Here is a 15,312-nt window from a genome sequence, read left to right on the forward strand (position 1 = left end):
TATGCGATTTTTCAATCAGCGTGTTTTGTGGTGCGACGACATCGCCTTGGTATGCCCGGAGTGGTCCCAGATTCCAGATCAGGACTCGCCGCAGACCAATCCGTTGACGGCGTTAGGAAAAGCAGAGCAGCAAGAACGAGTGATCTCGTTTGTTGATGTCCGCCGCAGCGCGTTTGCTCTGTACGTCGACGAACCGCTGCCAGCAAGCCTGGCCGAGTTTGCCCGCAAAGATCAGCCGCCAAGGACCATGCGCATCGAGCCGCCGATCTATCTGGGGCCGGCTGAGATGGAAACCAGCGAAGAGGAAGAGCTTCGCGACGAGTTCGAGGCCTTCGATATTCCCGCAGGCCAATACGTGGTTCAAGCGTCCCACATTCGGATTCCGGCAGGCTTCGAGCGGAAGACGATCCTTGGTCGGGCCGGTCTCTTGGGAAGCTGTTTGCTGCTGATGTGGAAGGCGTGGGTCTTCAGTCTCGCGATCGGCGTGCTGGCGATGACGATGGCCCTGACCAAGTTCTCGCTGATGGTCGGAATTGCTGTCACCTGCGTTGTGATGCTAGGGCTCGCGGTAACCTTCCTGGGACGGCGAACGAAGGCGTATCAAACCGCCTGGGAAACGCAGCTGGCGTTCGACCAGGAGTTCCCAGAGTTGGTCGTCGTGCTGAAGTCGACCAAGGGCTAGGTATGCTGCTGCCAGGCAGCCACCAACGCTCGGGCCGCATGCCCGCGGTGCCCGACCGCTGCGGTCTTGTCGTCGTTGAGTTGGGCCAAGGTTTGGTCGAGGCCTGCGACGAGAAACATCGCATCGTAACCGAACCCGAATTCGCCGATGGGGGCCGTGCCGATCTGCCCGCGACACTCGCCGCTCGATTCCAGCACTACGTTGCCATCCGGATCAGCAACACAGAGGTGGCAAATGAAGCGGGCCTTGCGATCTTCCTCGTCAACATCTGCCAGGTGTTCGATCAGCAGTGCCAGGTTCATTGCCATCGTGGCGTCGTCGCCGGCATAGCGGGCCGAGCGAACGCCTGGGGCACCGTCGAGTGCGTCGACTTCCAGGCCAGTGTCATCCGCTACGACCCATTGGCCGAGCTGCGTGGCATGGCCGATCGCCTTTTTCCGAGCGTTCTCTTGCAGCGTCTCGCCATCTTCTTCGACCGCGGTTAGATCCGCATCGTCAGGCAATGACCGAACCGGGATACCCAGCGGAATAAGCAGCGTCGACAACTCGCGAACCTTATGAGGGTTCGAGGTGGCGACGAAGATCTCGGAACAATCCGACAAGGGACGGGACATGCGGCACCTTTCTAGATGATCGCCAAGGGATCGCGGTCGTGTTCCAGGGTGCCACGCGTCACACCGACGCGGTTGAGTGCTTTCAGTTCTCGCCAGACGTCTTCGCCATCGACATTGCCTGCCAACAGGTCACGGTAAAGTTGGATAACCCGAGCGATCTCTTGCGGCGGATCGTCGTTTAGCAGTTCAATGCGGAAAGTGCGGACACCCAGGTCACGCAGCGGCTGAACGATCTCGGCACCACTTTGCGGAGTCTTGTTGAAGAGCGTATTGCGGCAGCCAACGTCCGCCTTCAACGGATGCTCGGCCCCGACTCGGTCGCGAAGTTTCACGTCGTGCTCGTCACAAGGACGACCACAATTGGTTTTATTCGTTCCGGGCGAAAGGACACTGCAGAAGACGCAGTGCTCCATATGGAACATCGGCATATGCTGGTGAATCACCGGTTCCAGCAAATGAGCAGCGCAGTTCTCGGCCATCACCAGCAACTGATCTCGATTCAAATCGTAGGACGGCGTGATCCGCTCGGCTCCACGCTTCCGCAGCCAATCGACCGTCAGTTGATTCGCGGCATTGAACGAGAAGTCTGCCACGCAAGCGGCACCCAGTCCCGTGAAGAACTTCAGCCCCGACAAGTTACGGACAACGTAGCCATCGGCACCATGCTTCGAGAGAGCCTTGAAGATGCCCATCTCGCCTGGCTTCTGAATCCGTGGAGTAACGATGTAAATGGTTGCCTCGAACTCGCGAGCCAGCGGGACCGCTAGTTTGTATTCGCGGATGTCTTGGAAGTCGACGTACACCGTCTTGATGTCGGCACGCAGCACCGCTTCCAACTGGTGCATGGTACGAGCCAGGACAATCAGCTTGGGATCACCAGGTTCGATCTTGGCCGGTTCGACTTCGGCTTGAATCTGCGGCAACACCAAATCCTGATCGATCACTCGGCGTCGCGTTGCCATCTGTTGGCGAGCTTCGTCGAGTTGGGTCACCATTTCTTTCCGCAGCTTACCAAGCACACTCAGCGGAACCATCGGGTTGCCGGCAATCTTGGCCGTCAACGTCTCCAGGCTGTAGCCGCTGCCACCTAGTCGCGAGAGTTGTTGCTGCAAACTCTCTTCGGTCAGCGAGTGCTTCTGAGCTTGTTCCAATGGCTGCTCGGTTGCCAGTTCCAGCTTGCCGAGGGCGGGACTTTGCACCCAGATTCGTAGCGGCTGGCCAACCTTCGCGGTGGCATCGATGGTCAACGGAATATCACGGCCATGAAGCTCTCCGCTAAAGCTCTTGCGAAGCTCACGCGTCAGGGCAGGATCGTCGCTCTTCCAGACTTGCAGGCCAGGCTTCAAGAATTGAAAGTCGACCGAGCCACGCGGGAAGTCCACTTCGACCACGCCGCGCGTCGCTTCGCCCGTGACGCGTCGACCATTCTGGCTGACGGTGAAGACGCGGCCACCTTGTTCGTTGCCGGCAGCACGGTCGCCCTGAAAGACGATTCCGTCGCCCGCTTTCAAACGACCGAGGAGTTCAAGCTTGACCCGTTTGCGACGGTCGTCGACCGAGACCACTTCGGCCACCAGAACACCCCGTTTGGCACTGCTGGTCGCCGGGACGAGCATCTTGTGGTCGCAGCCATGCAGCCAGCCTGGCGAGAACCCACGCGAGAAGCTGAGTTCCATCTCTTCGACTTGACGCTGTGTGAAAGTTACCGGCTTGCCGGCCAAGGCGGAATCGATGGCCTGACGATAGTGCCGGGTGATGTTGGCAACGTACTCAGGTGTTTTCAGACGCCCTTCGATTTTGAACGAAACGACACCAGCCTCGAGCAACTCCGGCACCAGGGAGAACGCGGCGAGATCTTGCGGGCTGAGCAGATACTTCTGATCCCCCAGATCAATGTCGGCTCCATCGCAGACAAGCTCGTACGGAAGGCGACAGGCCTGGGCACATTGACCACGGTTCGCACTACGGCCCCCCAACGATTCGCTAGTAAGGCATTGCCCGCTGTAGGCGACGCACAAGGCACCATGCACAAACGCTTCCAGGGGCATCTGCGTCTGGGCATGGATCTTCGAGATCTCGTCGACCGAAAGCTCGCGGGCGAGCACCACCCGTTCGATACCGGTGTCTTCGATTTCGGCGATGCACTCGGCACTGGTCAACGTCATCTGGGTCGACGCATGAATCGGCAACTCGGGGGCAGTGCGGCGGATCAGGTTAACCAGGCCCAAGTCTTGAACCAACACGGCATCGGTGCCGGCCTCCGCAATGCGGCGGATGATCGGTTCGATGGTCGACAACTCGTCGGCGAAGGTCAGCGTGTTGACCGTGGTATAGCCGCGGACGCCATGCCAGTGCAGCATTTCCATCAGGGCCGGCAGGTCGTCGAGCGAGAAGTTCTTGGCGCGGGCCCGGGCATTAAATCCGGTCTCGAGCCCGAAATAGATCGCATCGGCCCCGTTAGCAATGGCCGCGCGAGCGCAGTCCCAATCTCCTGCCGGAGCCAAAAGCTCTGGTCGCGTGGATGCGGCTGGCTGCGATTCGGTCATCAGTTTTCGTACTTTGCCCAGTAATGGATAAAAGGTGCCTCGGAATCGGTTGATTTTACCGGGGGATCAAGCAGGCGGATAGGGACGAAATCGCCTCGAATCCAGCCGAAAACAGCCAGGTACGGCCACAGAAAAAGATGGCATGCCGCCCAGGATATGGGGGAAGGCCATCTTATTGGACTGGCTCGTGAGATGGACCAGAGCTAATCGCCCACGCCGATGTCGTCTTCTAAAGCCTTCTGAACGACGGCATTTTCGTGATGCTCGTGATTCAAAAAGCGGGTGGTGAAGTCACGAAATCGAACGTGGAACGTCGACAGGGTTTCGTCCGGACTGTGATGCAGATCGTCGAGCATGGCATCGATGTCGCTCAGCAACAAACGGTGCTCGTGGCGAAGTTGCTCGCATTCGGCAGAGTAGCGGGGGGCGATGCTGATGGTGTCGCGGAGATAGCCGCCATACTCTTCCCGCGCGAACTGGTCATGCATCATGTCGCGCAGTTCAAGCAAGCCCAACAGCAGCGGTTCTGGTGAATCCCCTTCGGCGGTAATGCGATCTGCTTCTTCCAGCAGGTCGTAAAGAAGAGCGTGCTCGGTTAGAAGTTTGGTTACAGCGGCATCCGTCAATCGTTGCAGGTCGGGCATGGCATTCTCCTTCTCGTTGCGGAATGATCAGGCGGGTGCCCCTTCCAGGTCGAAGTGAGTTGCGAATCCTGCAATCATTTTGCTTCCCTTCATCTGTCGTTTTATGTCGGAAACTGGGGGTCGTCAATGAATTCCTGGCGCGTTTGGTTCAAAAAAGGTAGTCGCGATTTACCACGGAAGAGCTCGCCATTTTGATCGGCATTCATAGATGTGAAATGGCAAACATGAAGATTGAAAAGGGCGCGGAAATAGGAAGACCTTGACGGGGACGATCTGCCCGGATCGTAGCACTCGATCTATTCAATCTGGGGGGAGTCCAGTTGGTGGCTAGGTTTTGCTGGCATTCAGGACTGCTTGAAGATACTCTGAGGAGAGTGGAGTATACTGGTAGGAAATCCCCCAGAGGGGTTCTTGGGAATTTGCTCGGTCGAAGGAGCTTTTGTGGCTGACGACAACGACGTTTCGCGCGATTACCGCGTTCGACTGTTCTATAAAACGAAGCCAGAACCATCGAAGGCCGCCATCCTCGACAAGATGCAAGTCTTGTCGGAAGGATTCGCTCCGCGCGACGGTAAGCGCGATTCCGATCGTCTCGACTTTCGTCATCCACGCTTCGTCGCCAACATCGGTGGTAAGTCGGTCGGGGCGACCTGGAGCATTCGAGAAGAAGAGATCGAATACCCCGGCGATCTCACGCCATTTCTGCCAGCCTTGGAACAGTCGTGGTTGTGGGACGATGCCGAGCAAGTGGTGGGCGACTGTGAACATCAGTTGCTGATCACCGACCAGACGGCCGCCAACATGCGCCCCATCGAGCGACTGCAGATGATGCAGTTTCTCGTTTCCGCCGTGGTCGAAGCGACGGCCTGCGATGCGATCTACTGGGAAGCGACCGAGCAGTTTCTCGATCCGCAGAAGTTTGTCGAAGGACTTCACCAGTTCGGGGCGAAACCTTGGAAAGCACCGGGTGCTTTTAATGTCCGCGTGTCGCGCGTGATCGGTTATGGGGAACGTCGCGACGACGAGTCACGCGACATGATCATCGATAGCTTGGGGTTAGGTATTCTCGGCTGGCCCGATTTTCAGTGTCACTTCCGTGGTCTTGATTGGCGTGAGATCCAGCAGATCATCTACGAAAACGCCCTCGAGGTCTTCGAGAGCGGACCGAAGCTGCAAGATGGTCAGGCCTTCACCTCGGTGAAAGCCACCCAGGTTTGGAAGTGCCGTTACGAAGAGGCACTACTGGGACCACCCCGCAAAGTGATCGACATCGATCCGGGCATTCCTTACTGCGCTGGCCTGCGATATGCCGTCACCGCAGGCGTCTATGTGAAGTAGTTCACGCCCACATCAAGTTTCCGATCGAATCTCGTTTTCCTGCGTAACGCCCGAAAACGATGGGGAATCGTAGTGCACAGATTTGCCAGTTTTTGGTTCTTTCTGACACAAGGAAACTCCCCATGCCTCGCTTGCAACCTATCTCGATCGAATCGTCTGAAGGCAAAACCCGCGACCTCTTGGAAGCTGCCAAGAAGAAGTTGGGCAAGCATGTGAATCTCATCGCCACGATGGCCAACGCTCCGGCGGTCCTCGAGGCTTACCTCGGTTTCTCTGGTGCGTTGGGTCACACCCGCTTGCCGGCCAAGGCCCGAGAGGCGGTCGCCATGGCCATCGGCGAAAAGAATCATTGCCAGTACTGCGTGTCCGCTCACACGTTGGCTGGTCAGTCGATCGGTTACACCAAAGAGGAAACGGACCGCATTCGTCAGGGACAGGCCGCCGATCCGAAGGTTCAAGCGGTCATTGATCTGGCGGCAGCGATTGTCGACTCAAAAGGCTTGATCAGCGATAAGCAGTTTGCTGCCGCGCAGCAGGCTGGGCTGAGTGATGAAGAGATTTCCGAAGTGGTCGGCCTGGTCGCTTTGAATATCTTCACGAACTACTTCAACCACGTTGCCGAGACCGATGTCGACTTCCCGAAAGTCGAACTGTTCGCCGAAGCTCACTAAGCGGATGTTGGACGGAAGCGTTCCCTGCCGTTCATCAACGAGGCCGGCAGGGAACCTTCTTTTCTCTACTCGGCATGAACCGGAGGGTAACGACCGCTCTTGGCTTTCTTTATCCACTGCGGCTTGCCATATACGCCGACGTCGTCGGTGTTGAATGGCTTGAATCCCAGCTTCAAAGCCGGGGAGTCGCTGGCCAGGGTGAAGTCGTGATGTTCGGGATCAGCGAACTTCGGATCGGCGATGATCGAGCCTTTTTCGTGCCCGGTCTTTTGCCATTCCTCCAGCGACCTGCCTTCAAACGTGACTGGCCTGCCTGAGGCGTCGAAGTAACAGTTCCGGGCACTGTCGTGCTTCACCTGACTGAAACGACCATCGAGCAGCGACCCGGTGTCGTAATAAACAATGTTCTGCTCGAAGACAAACGAACGATGTTCTTCGGGGCGTGATCCACGCAACTGATAGAGCAAAGCGAAGGCGAGAATGTTGTTTCGCACGATGTTGTCTTTGCCGTAGTGCTGATGGAAGCCCCCGGTCTTGGTGTTATAGACGAGGTTGTTCTCGAACAGAATGTCGCTGCTGCCTTCGTCGGTATACAGCCCCCAGCCTCCATAGCTGTAGGCATGGATGTCATGGAATATGTTGCCCGTCACAACGGTCCCTTCTGATGGACCAAGCGTATAGATGCCTCCCATGTCGCTCAGCACGCCATATCCCAGGTGATGGACATGGTTCTTCGTGATCGTGTTGCGTTTCGCCAGCGATTCCGCATAACCCCAACGCCAGCCGACGGAGATTCCGCTGTAGAAGTAATCGGCGATCTCGTTGTGGCTGACGACGTTGTCGGGACTATGGCCAATCCAAAGTCCAACGGCACAAGGGAAAATGCGGCCGCCACTGTTCAAAATGTTGTTGTCGACCGTGATATGATGGGTCAGTAGGTTCGCTTCGTGATGAAGGGTTGTCTCACCGATCCGAACGCCCCCGGCGCCTGTATCGTGGACCCACGTTCGCTCAAGGCGACAATTGTGGCAGCCACGGCGAAACCAGATGCCGTAAATGCCGACGTGGCCAACCTCGCAGTCGGCGATGGTCAGATGCCGGGCCCCATCGATCTGGACGGCCGCTTCGATCGGCGAAGCGGCCTGACTCGGTTCAAAACCTTGCTTGGGTGTCGTCCAGCGACCGTGACAGAAGCGGAGGCCTTCGATGGTGACATGCTCAACAAACTGGTTTGCTTCCGGCTTGCCGGCAACAACCAAAAGCTTTTCGAGCCGCGGCACAATCATTTTCAGCTGCGAAGGATCTTCCCCTTCGCGTGGCAAGTAACGAATCTTACCATCGGGCGAAGCAAACCATTCGCCAGGCGTATCCATTGCGGCCGCGAAGTTCTCGAGGCGGAACTGCGTCTTTTCGTTGAGCGGATTGTGCCCCTTCATCTTCCGGCCTGAGCTGACCATTGCATGCTCTTCCGGGATCAGCTTATCGAGGTGACGGCGGGTGTTGTCCCACTTGTGATAAGCCAGAAACTGAACCTGCGAAAGCTCCTCTGCGGTAACCTTCGCCAACGTGGCTGCGTAATCTTCGGGAGTCAGACGCAGCGTTTGCGTGGCAGGCTTCTTGGGCTCCGCTTCTTCTGTGACGCCAACCAGGGTGAATAATCCTTCGTCCGGTTCGCATGCGAGCGTGGTTGGTTTCGTACCTGCAATCAGTTGTTCCGGCAGTGGCGAGCGAAGATCTTCCGGCAGCATCGCGACCCAGGCATTTCCTTCCTGCTTCCAGCCCGTCACCTGGCTGCCGCCACTTAATAATGGATTGGCACCTTCGACGGCACGGTAGCGAATGGGATGGTCAGCCGTGCCACTATCTTCAGGCGTTAGCTGAAAGGGAACCGACAATGTATAAGTGCCGTCGGCAACCCAGACGGTGTGCGACTGCGGCGGTCCTGCTTTCTTCGCCGAACGAATCGCATTGCGAGCCGCATCCAGAGATGCGAACGGTGCTTCCCTAGTGCCGGGGGCAGAGTCGTTGCCGCTTGTGGCGACATACCAATCGGCGGCAGAAAGCGTAGTGGTGAACAGAGCCAACAGGCCCAGCGAGGCAAGTCGCAGCGACTTCATCGAATGTATCCGGAGGTGGGAGGGAAGGCGGGTGGTGGGAGGTATCTTCTATGATAAGCCGCCACCCGCGAGAGTCCAACCTCTTTCGCGTCAGCTATCGATTCTGCAGCACGTTCAGTCGCTCGCGAGCTTCCTCTTGCAAGTGGGTTCCCCACGATTCGTTCTGCAGCAGTTGAATCACACCCACATAGATCCGCCGGGCCTCGTCAGGCTTATCGCCTGAGATCCGACGAGCGTAATCCAAGCGTTCGCGAAGCGAGGCGGTTTGTTGCTTGTTTTGATATGCGAGCGCTGTGTTCAATTGCTTCAAACGCCGTTCGGCCAGGACCAGACAACGGGCGATGTCCCCTTCTTGCGCATCGGCGGGACCATAAACCAGCAGGAGGCCCTGAAGCTTGTCACGGGCCGCTTGCGGGTCGAAGTCGTTTGTCTTCATCGCATCCAGATAAAGATGTTCAACCGGATGCATTCCCTGGCTGACACGACCGATTGCCGCGGCCAGGCGATAGCGGTTCTCTTGTCGACGAAGGTTCAACTCTTCGCGGAGCTGAGCGATATATTCCGAGCGTGGATCTTCAGGAAAGCGATCGAGGAACGAGTCCATCTCTTCCGCAACATCGCCCAGGTTACCTTCGTTGGCACTTGATTCGATGGTGCGGTAAACGTCGTCGGCATCTGGTTGCTTGGGCGCAACGAACATGATGCCGATGACCACGCTCAATGCGATCAGCAGACCACCGATCTGCAAGTAATTGATCCACGCGTTTCCTTTTTCCCGCTGCGATTCTTCCTCTGATTTTCGTTGCCGTTGTTCGGCTACGGTGGTGAAACGCGTTTGCGGTTCGTCAGACTTGGGACGTCGCTGAGTGATAATGGTCTTTGGTGCAGCGGTCTGATCGCCGTCGGCGACCGACTGAGCTGGATCCGATGTCCCTGGATTGGTGAGCTGCATCGTTGGTGCTTCGGCCAGCTTCCGAGCCGTAGGATCGACGGTCGGAAAGTCGTCGCCCCCATCTTTCAACTGGTATTCGTCGACCGGGGCAGAGGGGGCCTGGGTCGAGTAGTCGGCCAGGTTCATCTCAAAGTCCGTGTCTTCTGGCAGATCCAAGATGGCTTGCAGTCGACGGCAAAGTGCCCGAGCCGTTGGAACGCGATGCTCTGGATTCTTTTCCAGAAGCTGCATGATCAGTTGCGAGAGATCGTTGGGGATGGTGTCGACCAGGCGTCCGATTGGCGTGGGATCGGAATAACGAAGCTTGTCGAGGATCTCGGCGATCGTGTTGCCCCGAAATGGTGGCTGTCGCGAGAGCATGGCATACATCAGCGCGCCCAAGCTGTAGAGATCCGCCTTGGGCGTGACCCCTTCGCCGAAGGCTTGTTCCGGGGCCATGTAATCGGCGGTACCGACAATGCCGCCGGCCATCGTGACACCGGTCGCTCCGAAGAGACGTGCGATGCCGAAGTCGAGGATTTTGACTTTGTCGCCGCGGGTGATCAGGATGTTCGCCGGCTTGATGTCGCGATGAACGATCCCCATGTCATGCGCTTGTCGCAGTCCCGAGGCGATCTCCAGGGCATAGCGGACAACGGTTCGCCAGCTTTTGATCGGGGTCTTCACGATCACTTCGGCGAGGCTTCGCCCTTCGACCAGTTCCATGGCATAGAACAGCTCGCCATCCTCTTCGCCGAAACCAAACAGCCGCACAATGTTGGGATGCTTCAGCTGCAGCAGCGTCTCGATTTCACGCTGGAAGCGTTCGCGCAGGCCTTCGTTATGGGACATGCCGCTGGGCAGGACTTTGATTGCCGCCTGGTCGCCGGTACGTTCGTCGATGCCACGATAAACGGTCCCCATACCACCACTGCCAATGGTGGTTTCCAGCCGATAGGGACCCATCTTCTTTTCGGTCATGGGGAAGCTGCTTCCGTTACGAGAAGATTGCGCAGAGGAGAATTGCCAGATCACTGCGACCCATTATAGAGACGAATCGAGCAAACTTCGACGACCGCCTACAGCCAGAAACAAATCACCGCGAGGCCCAAAAGCAGGGTGGCGACACTGTCGCGAACGCTCCACTGGTCGCTCGAGGCATTCCAGCGGACATGCGAGATCACTGCTCCGGTCGGGCAAGCATAGCGGCAGAAGCCCATCGGAACGAACGCCGAGAAGATTAATCCACCGATGGCGATCGAAAGGGAGGCCCAGCCAGCGATCGTCGGAACATAGGCATCGAACGGCTCGAGAGCGGCCAGGTTGCCATCGATGATGGAGAAGGCGATCAGGATGACGACAGCCAAAAGAATGGCTGGAATTGCCGATAAGACGACACGCAGCTTCTTGGGGACTGTCCAGTGCCATTTCGAGAACCGCAGGATCATCATCTGGGCTGCACCATGCGGACAGAGGTGATTGCAGTAGACCTGCTTCTTGCTGAAAAGAGGCACGGCGAAGGCCGCAATCGCGACCGCCACCAGGCCGATGCATTTCTGCCAAGGGACTGGGTGACTGGCCCAGCCAACCAGCAGGGCCATCGACAGGATATCGCCCGCAAAGAAGCCGAGGTAGGCGATCACGATTAGCCCAAAACCAAACTGAACCGACTTCTTCCCACGCAAGTTCGTAAAGGCGATGACAAGAGCCGCGATCACAACACCAATCGTGGCCAGGTCACGCCAGCCGAGGCTGATCGGAGTAGTCGCGATTGCTGGTGTTTCTTCCGCCTCCATTTCCTGCAGATAAGCAGCCGCGGCAATTCCGATGGCGGCGGTTGCCGACTGGCTGGTCATCGTCGCGCCCGATACCCCTTCGATCTCGGACTTCTCGATATCAAAGTTCGCAAGCTGTGCCAGGTCGTAGCCAGCCAGGTATTCAGGAAACGACCAGTCTTCGCGAACGTAGCGGACATAGGGATCGTTGTCGTAGCTATGGCGAAGCGCGACCGCTTTCAACTTTGCTTCAGCATCCAAGACGACCAGAACATCGGTCGGCCCCTGGTAGCCTACATGCTGGTCCGCCTTGGGGCTGGTGCGCCAGGCGGTGCCGATCTTCTGCCCGTCGGCGTTCAGGACATCGAACCACCCGCGAGGGCTTTCTTGCGGGGCCAGGCTCTTCGCTTCCGACAAGATTTCGACGACTTCTTCCAACGTGATCTCTTCAGGGAAGCGGTAGTTGGGAGGATCGCTGCCGAGAACCTTCGTAACCGATTCGATAATCGCCAAACTGGTGAGCGTTGCCCCGGAGACGGCGTCGAGACGTTTTTCGCCGCCAAGTTGTGCGACCGGAACGCCTGAAAACTGTCGCGGAAACCAGGTCGCGTTGCGGACCGCGTCGAGATGTTCTGGCGTGTCTTTGCTCGAGAGGATCTCGATCCCGCAAAGCTGGTTGCTGCTGTCGACGACGACCAGTGTATTGGTTGGGCCTGAGAACCCAATGATCTTGTTAGCGGTCGGCAGCGTGGTGATCGCCCAGCCGATTCGCTTGCCATTGGCATCTTGCACATAGGCACCGTCCCGATCGGTCGCAGGCGTCAGCGAGGCGGCATCAGGCAAGAATGCCTGAACCGTTCCCAGCGAGATATCGATTGGGCCAACATCCGCCCGGTCTTCGCTTTGCACGTGCAAGCGTACGAGAATCGCAATCGCTGCGATCAGTGCGAAACGATAGCCATGCAGCAGGAAACGCAGGCCCGAAGACCTGCGTTTCTTTTTGACAGTGACGTGTTGATCCGAATCGTTCGGCATCGGTGCGGACTATTTCCCGTCCATCGGAATCAGTTGGACCGCATCAGCGTGAACGTTGCCGTTGCCGCTGGAGACAACTTCGACGTACGAATCCTCGCCTGGCTTGATGGTGAAGGTACCAAGCGAGACAAACCCACCTTCGATCGGCGGCTGCTCCTTCATGTTGACGATGGTCGATTCCTTCGAGGTTTCGATCACCAGCGTCACGTTGACCTGAGCACTGCGATTTTCATGTGGAAGGTAAGCGTAGCGGACTTCGTAGTTGCCAGCCTTCTTCACCTTAATCGGGAAGCGAACGGTGGCGCCCTTCTGTCCCGAGTACAGATAGCCGTGACCGACGTAACCTTTCAGGCCGGTCCCTTCCGACCACTGGCCACTTTTTTCGGCCTGACGATCGTCGATAACCATGCCAGCCATCTTGTTTGGATCGAGGCCGGTTGGAGGACCGTAAGGCGAAATTGGCTGAACGTTCTTCGGCATTTCGATTTCGGCATCGACTGTTTCGCGACGGGCCTGACCTGGAAGCTGGAGCAGCGTATCCATTTCAGCCCAATGCTCTTCGTACACTTCGCGTGGCGAGCAGTCGTGCAGTTTGCAGATCGAAACAGCCTTGCCGACCACTTCGCCCATCATGCCGCAGGTCTTCATCACGCGAACGGTACCGAGGGCTTCGTGCGTGACGCTAATGCAGCGACCAGCCATGAAGAGGTTCGGCACGTTCTTCGAGTAGAAGCAGCGGTAAGGGACCGGGTAACCATAGGCACGGTCGACACGCTGATCGTGAACGGCGATCGAGATGAACGGGTTCTCGGGGAACTTGTCGGCGAATTCTTTCTTCGGATAGTGAAGGTCGATCGACCAGGTGCTTGGCACGCAGCCATCTGGGAATTCACGCTTCGCGACGATGTCTTCTTGCGTCAGAATCACGTCGCCGATCAAGCGTCGCGATTCACGTGGACCGCCGACATACGCCAGCCAGGTCAGCTCGGCGTTCTTATGCTTCGAGGCACCATCACGGTTCTTCATCGCGTTGAACGCACCATACACCGCTCGCAGGTTCCAGTCGCGGATCGCTTCGGCGCCGCCGATCGGGTCTTTGTCGAAGCCGCTTTCCCAGAACCACTGGCCGTGATGGTCACGTGGATAAGGGAAGTCCTTCATCGTCAGGTCCAGCGCCCACGGAGTTTCCGGGAAGGTGGTGGCTTGATCGGCTTCGTCCCAACGCCACATGTTGCTCATGCCCATGCGGCCCTTGTCGGTTTGATCGTACAAAGCACCTGCCAAGGCACCAATCGAACCATGACCGGTCGCATCGCAGAAGAAGCTGCCTTCAAACTTGCGAACCTGGCTGGTGCGGGTATCGAAGGCGGTGACCGACGCGATCTCGCCATCCTTCATTTCCAGATCGTTGGCGTGGTGATTCAGGAAGAGGTCGATGTTTGGTTCGGCACGAACGAGGGCTTCCTTCTTGTCGTCACCGAACTCTTCGTAGGTGCCTGGCGACTTCTTCGCTTTGTCGGCGAATTCATCGATGATCTCGCCAATGCGTGGGTACTTACCACGGCGGATCAAACCCATCGCCCAGACGCGGACTTCGCTGCTACCGTTGCCGCCCAGCACCGGGCGATCTTGGATCAATGCCACTTTGCAGCCCATGCGAGCCGCACTCAACGCGGCACCCATGCCGGAGTAGCCGCCGCCGATCACGACCAGATCGTAAGGCCCTTCGGTCTTGATGTCTTCGACGATACCGAGCTGGTCTTTACGCCACTTGGCCAATTGCGAGCCGCCAGAAGGAGGCGTCGCAGTGGTGTCGTTGGTGAAGTAGATCGCGTCGCAACGACCATCGAAACCAGTCAGGTCTTTCAGGCTCAGTGTGACGGTTTCGTTTTCGATGTCGACCACGCCGCCATCGTGCCAGAACCAATCGGCACTCTTGGTGCCGAAGGTTTCTTCGAGCGGCTCGCCATCGATCGCCAGTTGAAACTTGCCAGGCTGCCCTTCGGCGTTCCAGCGAGCCACCCAATCTTTGGTGCGAACGAAGACGCGATAGCGACCTTTGGCAGGGAATGTGACTTCTGTCTTCGCTTCCGCAACCGGTTTGCCCAAGCCATGGGCCAGCAGATAGGGGGAACCCATCTCGCCGATGAACTGGGTGTCCAGCTTCCAACCGCCATGGTCAGTAAAGCTTTCGGCTTCTACCAACAGATCGGCAGCCAACAACGAAGAAGACCAAAGACACAACAAGGCCGCTAGGGCGGCGGAAGCAGCGTATTTCATAGAAGATTCGATGCCAGGGGTAGGAAAGGCGGGTATGGGGCAATGGAAAGAAAAAAATCTCACCGTAGTTGTTAGTTTAACACAATTTCCCTCGAATCAGGAAACTGGAACCAGCAAAGTGGGTTATGCAGAACCAGCCCCCACAATCGACAAAAATCGATGAGATAAGGGGGCTGATTGCTTGCATGTATCTCGCTTGGTGATCTATTTCGAGGTCACCGCGAATTGAAAATCTTCGAGTTGTTTGTCTGTACCGACATCCGCCGAGAGGGTGCTCTTGGTGTTGTACTTCGCAGGGATGAAGTTCTCTTCTCCCTCGCCCATGCCTGGCGTGGCACTCGGGACAGGACGGAACGCCGAGATCTCGACGCGGCGTTCGCCTGGCTCGGCTTCGCCGGAGAACTTGCCGTCAACAATATCCATGGCGTCGACCGAACCAGTCGCGATGGTCTTGAAGTAGATGATTCCCTTCGGCATCGGCTTCCCGTCGAGCGTGACGGTGCCTTGGACCGGGAACTTGGCAGCATCTTGCCGTTGTGGCTGGCAGCCGAGCGTGAGTGTGGCGAGAGAAACGATGGCAACGAGATAGGTGACATGACGAAGCATGAGTCGGGGCTTTCAAGAAATGGGGACGAGAGGTTGGGCCAATGCAGGAACGAGGCCAGGTGGACTCGCCAGG

11 protein-coding genes are annotated in these 15,312 nt (G+C 57.5%); 3 read left to right on the plus strand and 8 right to left on the minus strand.

Annotated features, from left to right (window positions below):
* Position 1 precedes the first annotated feature (1 nt).
* Positions 2–682, plus strand: coding sequence for a hypothetical protein (locus tag ABD890_RS15070; protein ID WP_345091183.1), 681 nt, complete (start codon positions 2–4; stop codon positions 680–682).
* Here ABD890_RS15070 and rdgB read toward each other — a convergent pair.
* The 3 genes from rdgB to ABD890_RS15085 form a co-directional block, all read right to left on the minus strand.
* The gene (rdgB, locus tag ABD890_RS15075) at positions 679–1,296 is read right to left on the minus strand and encodes an RdgB/HAM1 family non-canonical purine NTP pyrophosphatase (protein WP_345091186.1); all 618 of its coding nucleotides are present in this window, start codon (positions 1,294–1,296) and stop codon (positions 679–681) included. The genes ABD890_RS15070 and rdgB overlap by 4 nt on opposite strands.
* Positions 1,297–1,307: 11 nt before the next feature.
* Positions 1,308–3,842, minus strand: coding sequence for a U32 family peptidase (locus ABD890_RS15080; protein WP_345091189.1), 2,535 nt, complete (start codon positions 3,840–3,842; stop codon positions 1,308–1,310).
* Between the two features lie 203 nt (positions 3,843–4,045).
* A complete protein-coding gene (locus ABD890_RS15085; protein ID WP_345091192.1) occupies positions 4,046–4,486 on the minus strand; it encodes a hypothetical protein in 441 nt (146 codons plus the stop codon).
* A 441-nt stretch (positions 4,487–4,927) separates the two neighbouring features.
* Between ABD890_RS15085 and ABD890_RS15090 the strand changes: the two genes are divergently transcribed.
* Both ABD890_RS15090 and ABD890_RS15095 read left to right on the plus strand, forming a co-directional pair.
* Positions 4,928–5,824, plus strand: coding sequence for a DUF4261 domain-containing protein (locus ABD890_RS15090; protein WP_345091196.1), 897 nt, complete (start codon positions 4,928–4,930; stop codon positions 5,822–5,824).
* Between the two features lie 122 nt (positions 5,825–5,946).
* On the plus strand, positions 5,947–6,495 hold the full coding sequence (locus ABD890_RS15095) for a carboxymuconolactone decarboxylase family protein (RefSeq protein ID WP_345091199.1): 549 nt from the start codon (positions 5,947–5,949) through the stop codon (positions 6,493–6,495).
* A gap of 65 nt (positions 6,496–6,560) precedes the next feature.
* On the opposite strand, the gene ABD890_RS15100 is transcribed toward ABD890_RS15095, so the two are convergent.
* The 5 genes from ABD890_RS15100 to ABD890_RS15120 all read right to left on the minus strand — a co-directional run bounded on the left by ABD890_RS15100 (position 6,561) and on the right by ABD890_RS15120 (position 15,239).
* Complete coding sequence (locus ABD890_RS15100; RefSeq protein WP_345091202.1) at positions 6,561–8,612, minus strand: right-handed parallel beta-helix repeat-containing protein; 2,052 nt, start codon at positions 8,610–8,612, stop codon at positions 6,561–6,563.
* A gap of 94 nt (positions 8,613–8,706) precedes the next feature.
* Positions 8,707–10,524 carry a serine/threonine-protein kinase gene (locus ABD890_RS15105; protein WP_345091205.1) on the minus strand — a complete coding sequence of 606 codons (1,818 nt, stop codon included), beginning with the start codon at positions 10,522–10,524 and terminating at the stop codon, positions 8,707–8,709.
* A gap of 98 nt (positions 10,525–10,622) precedes the next feature.
* Positions 10,623–12,353: an FMN-binding protein gene (locus tag ABD890_RS15110; protein WP_345091208.1), complete on the minus strand. Its 1,731-nt coding sequence runs from the start codon at positions 12,351–12,353 to the stop codon at positions 10,623–10,625.
* 9 nt (positions 12,354–12,362) lie between these two features.
* On the minus strand, positions 12,363–14,633 hold the full coding sequence (locus ABD890_RS15115) for an FAD-dependent oxidoreductase (protein WP_345091213.1): 2,271 nt from the start codon (positions 14,631–14,633) through the stop codon (positions 12,363–12,365).
* A 204-nt stretch (positions 14,634–14,837) separates the two neighbouring features.
* Positions 14,838–15,239 carry a hypothetical protein gene (locus ABD890_RS15120; RefSeq protein WP_345091215.1) on the minus strand — a complete coding sequence of 134 codons (402 nt, stop codon included), beginning with the start codon at positions 15,237–15,239 and terminating at the stop codon, positions 14,838–14,840.
* Positions 15,240–15,312: the final 73 nt, after the last annotated feature.

The organism is Bremerella cremea, assembly GCF_039541315.1.
In the GTDB taxonomy this organism is placed as follows: domain Bacteria; phylum Planctomycetota; class Planctomycetia; order Pirellulales; family Pirellulaceae; genus Bremerella; species Bremerella cremea.

Bases quoted from the DNA above. Each gene is read 5' to 3' on its own strand.
- ABD890_RS15120 (WP_345091215.1), bottom strand. From the start codon at position 15,239: ATGCTTCGTCATGTCACCTATCTCGTTGCCATCGTTTCTCTCGCCACA.
- ABD890_RS15105 (WP_345091205.1), bottom strand. From the start codon at position 10,524: ATGACCGAAAAGAAGATGGGTCCCTATCGGCTGGAAACCACCATTGGC.
- ABD890_RS15070 (WP_345091183.1), top strand. From the start codon at position 2: ATGCGATTTTTCAATCAGCGTGTTTTGTGGTGCGACGACATCGCCTTG.
- rdgB (WP_345091186.1), bottom strand. From the start codon at position 1,296: ATGTCCCGTCCCTTGTCGGATTGTTCCGAGATCTTCGTCGCCACCTCG.
- ABD890_RS15115 (WP_345091213.1), bottom strand. From the start codon at position 14,633: ATGAAATACGCTGCTTCCGCCGCCCTAGCGGCCTTGTTGTGTCTTTGG.
- ABD890_RS15095 (WP_345091199.1), top strand. From the start codon at position 5,947: ATGCCTCGCTTGCAACCTATCTCGATCGAATCGTCTGAAGGCAAAACC.
- ABD890_RS15100 (WP_345091202.1), bottom strand. From the start codon at position 8,612: ATGAAGTCGCTGCGACTTGCCTCGCTGGGCCTGTTGGCTCTGTTCACC.
- ABD890_RS15085 (WP_345091192.1), bottom strand. From the start codon at position 4,486: ATGCCCGACCTGCAACGATTGACGGATGCCGCTGTAACCAAACTTCTA.
- ABD890_RS15110 (WP_345091208.1), bottom strand. From the start codon at position 12,353: ATGCCGAACGATTCGGATCAACACGTCACTGTCAAAAAGAAACGCAGG.
- ABD890_RS15080 (WP_345091189.1), bottom strand. From the start codon at position 3,842: ATGACCGAATCGCAGCCAGCCGCATCCACGCGACCAGAGCTTTTGGCT.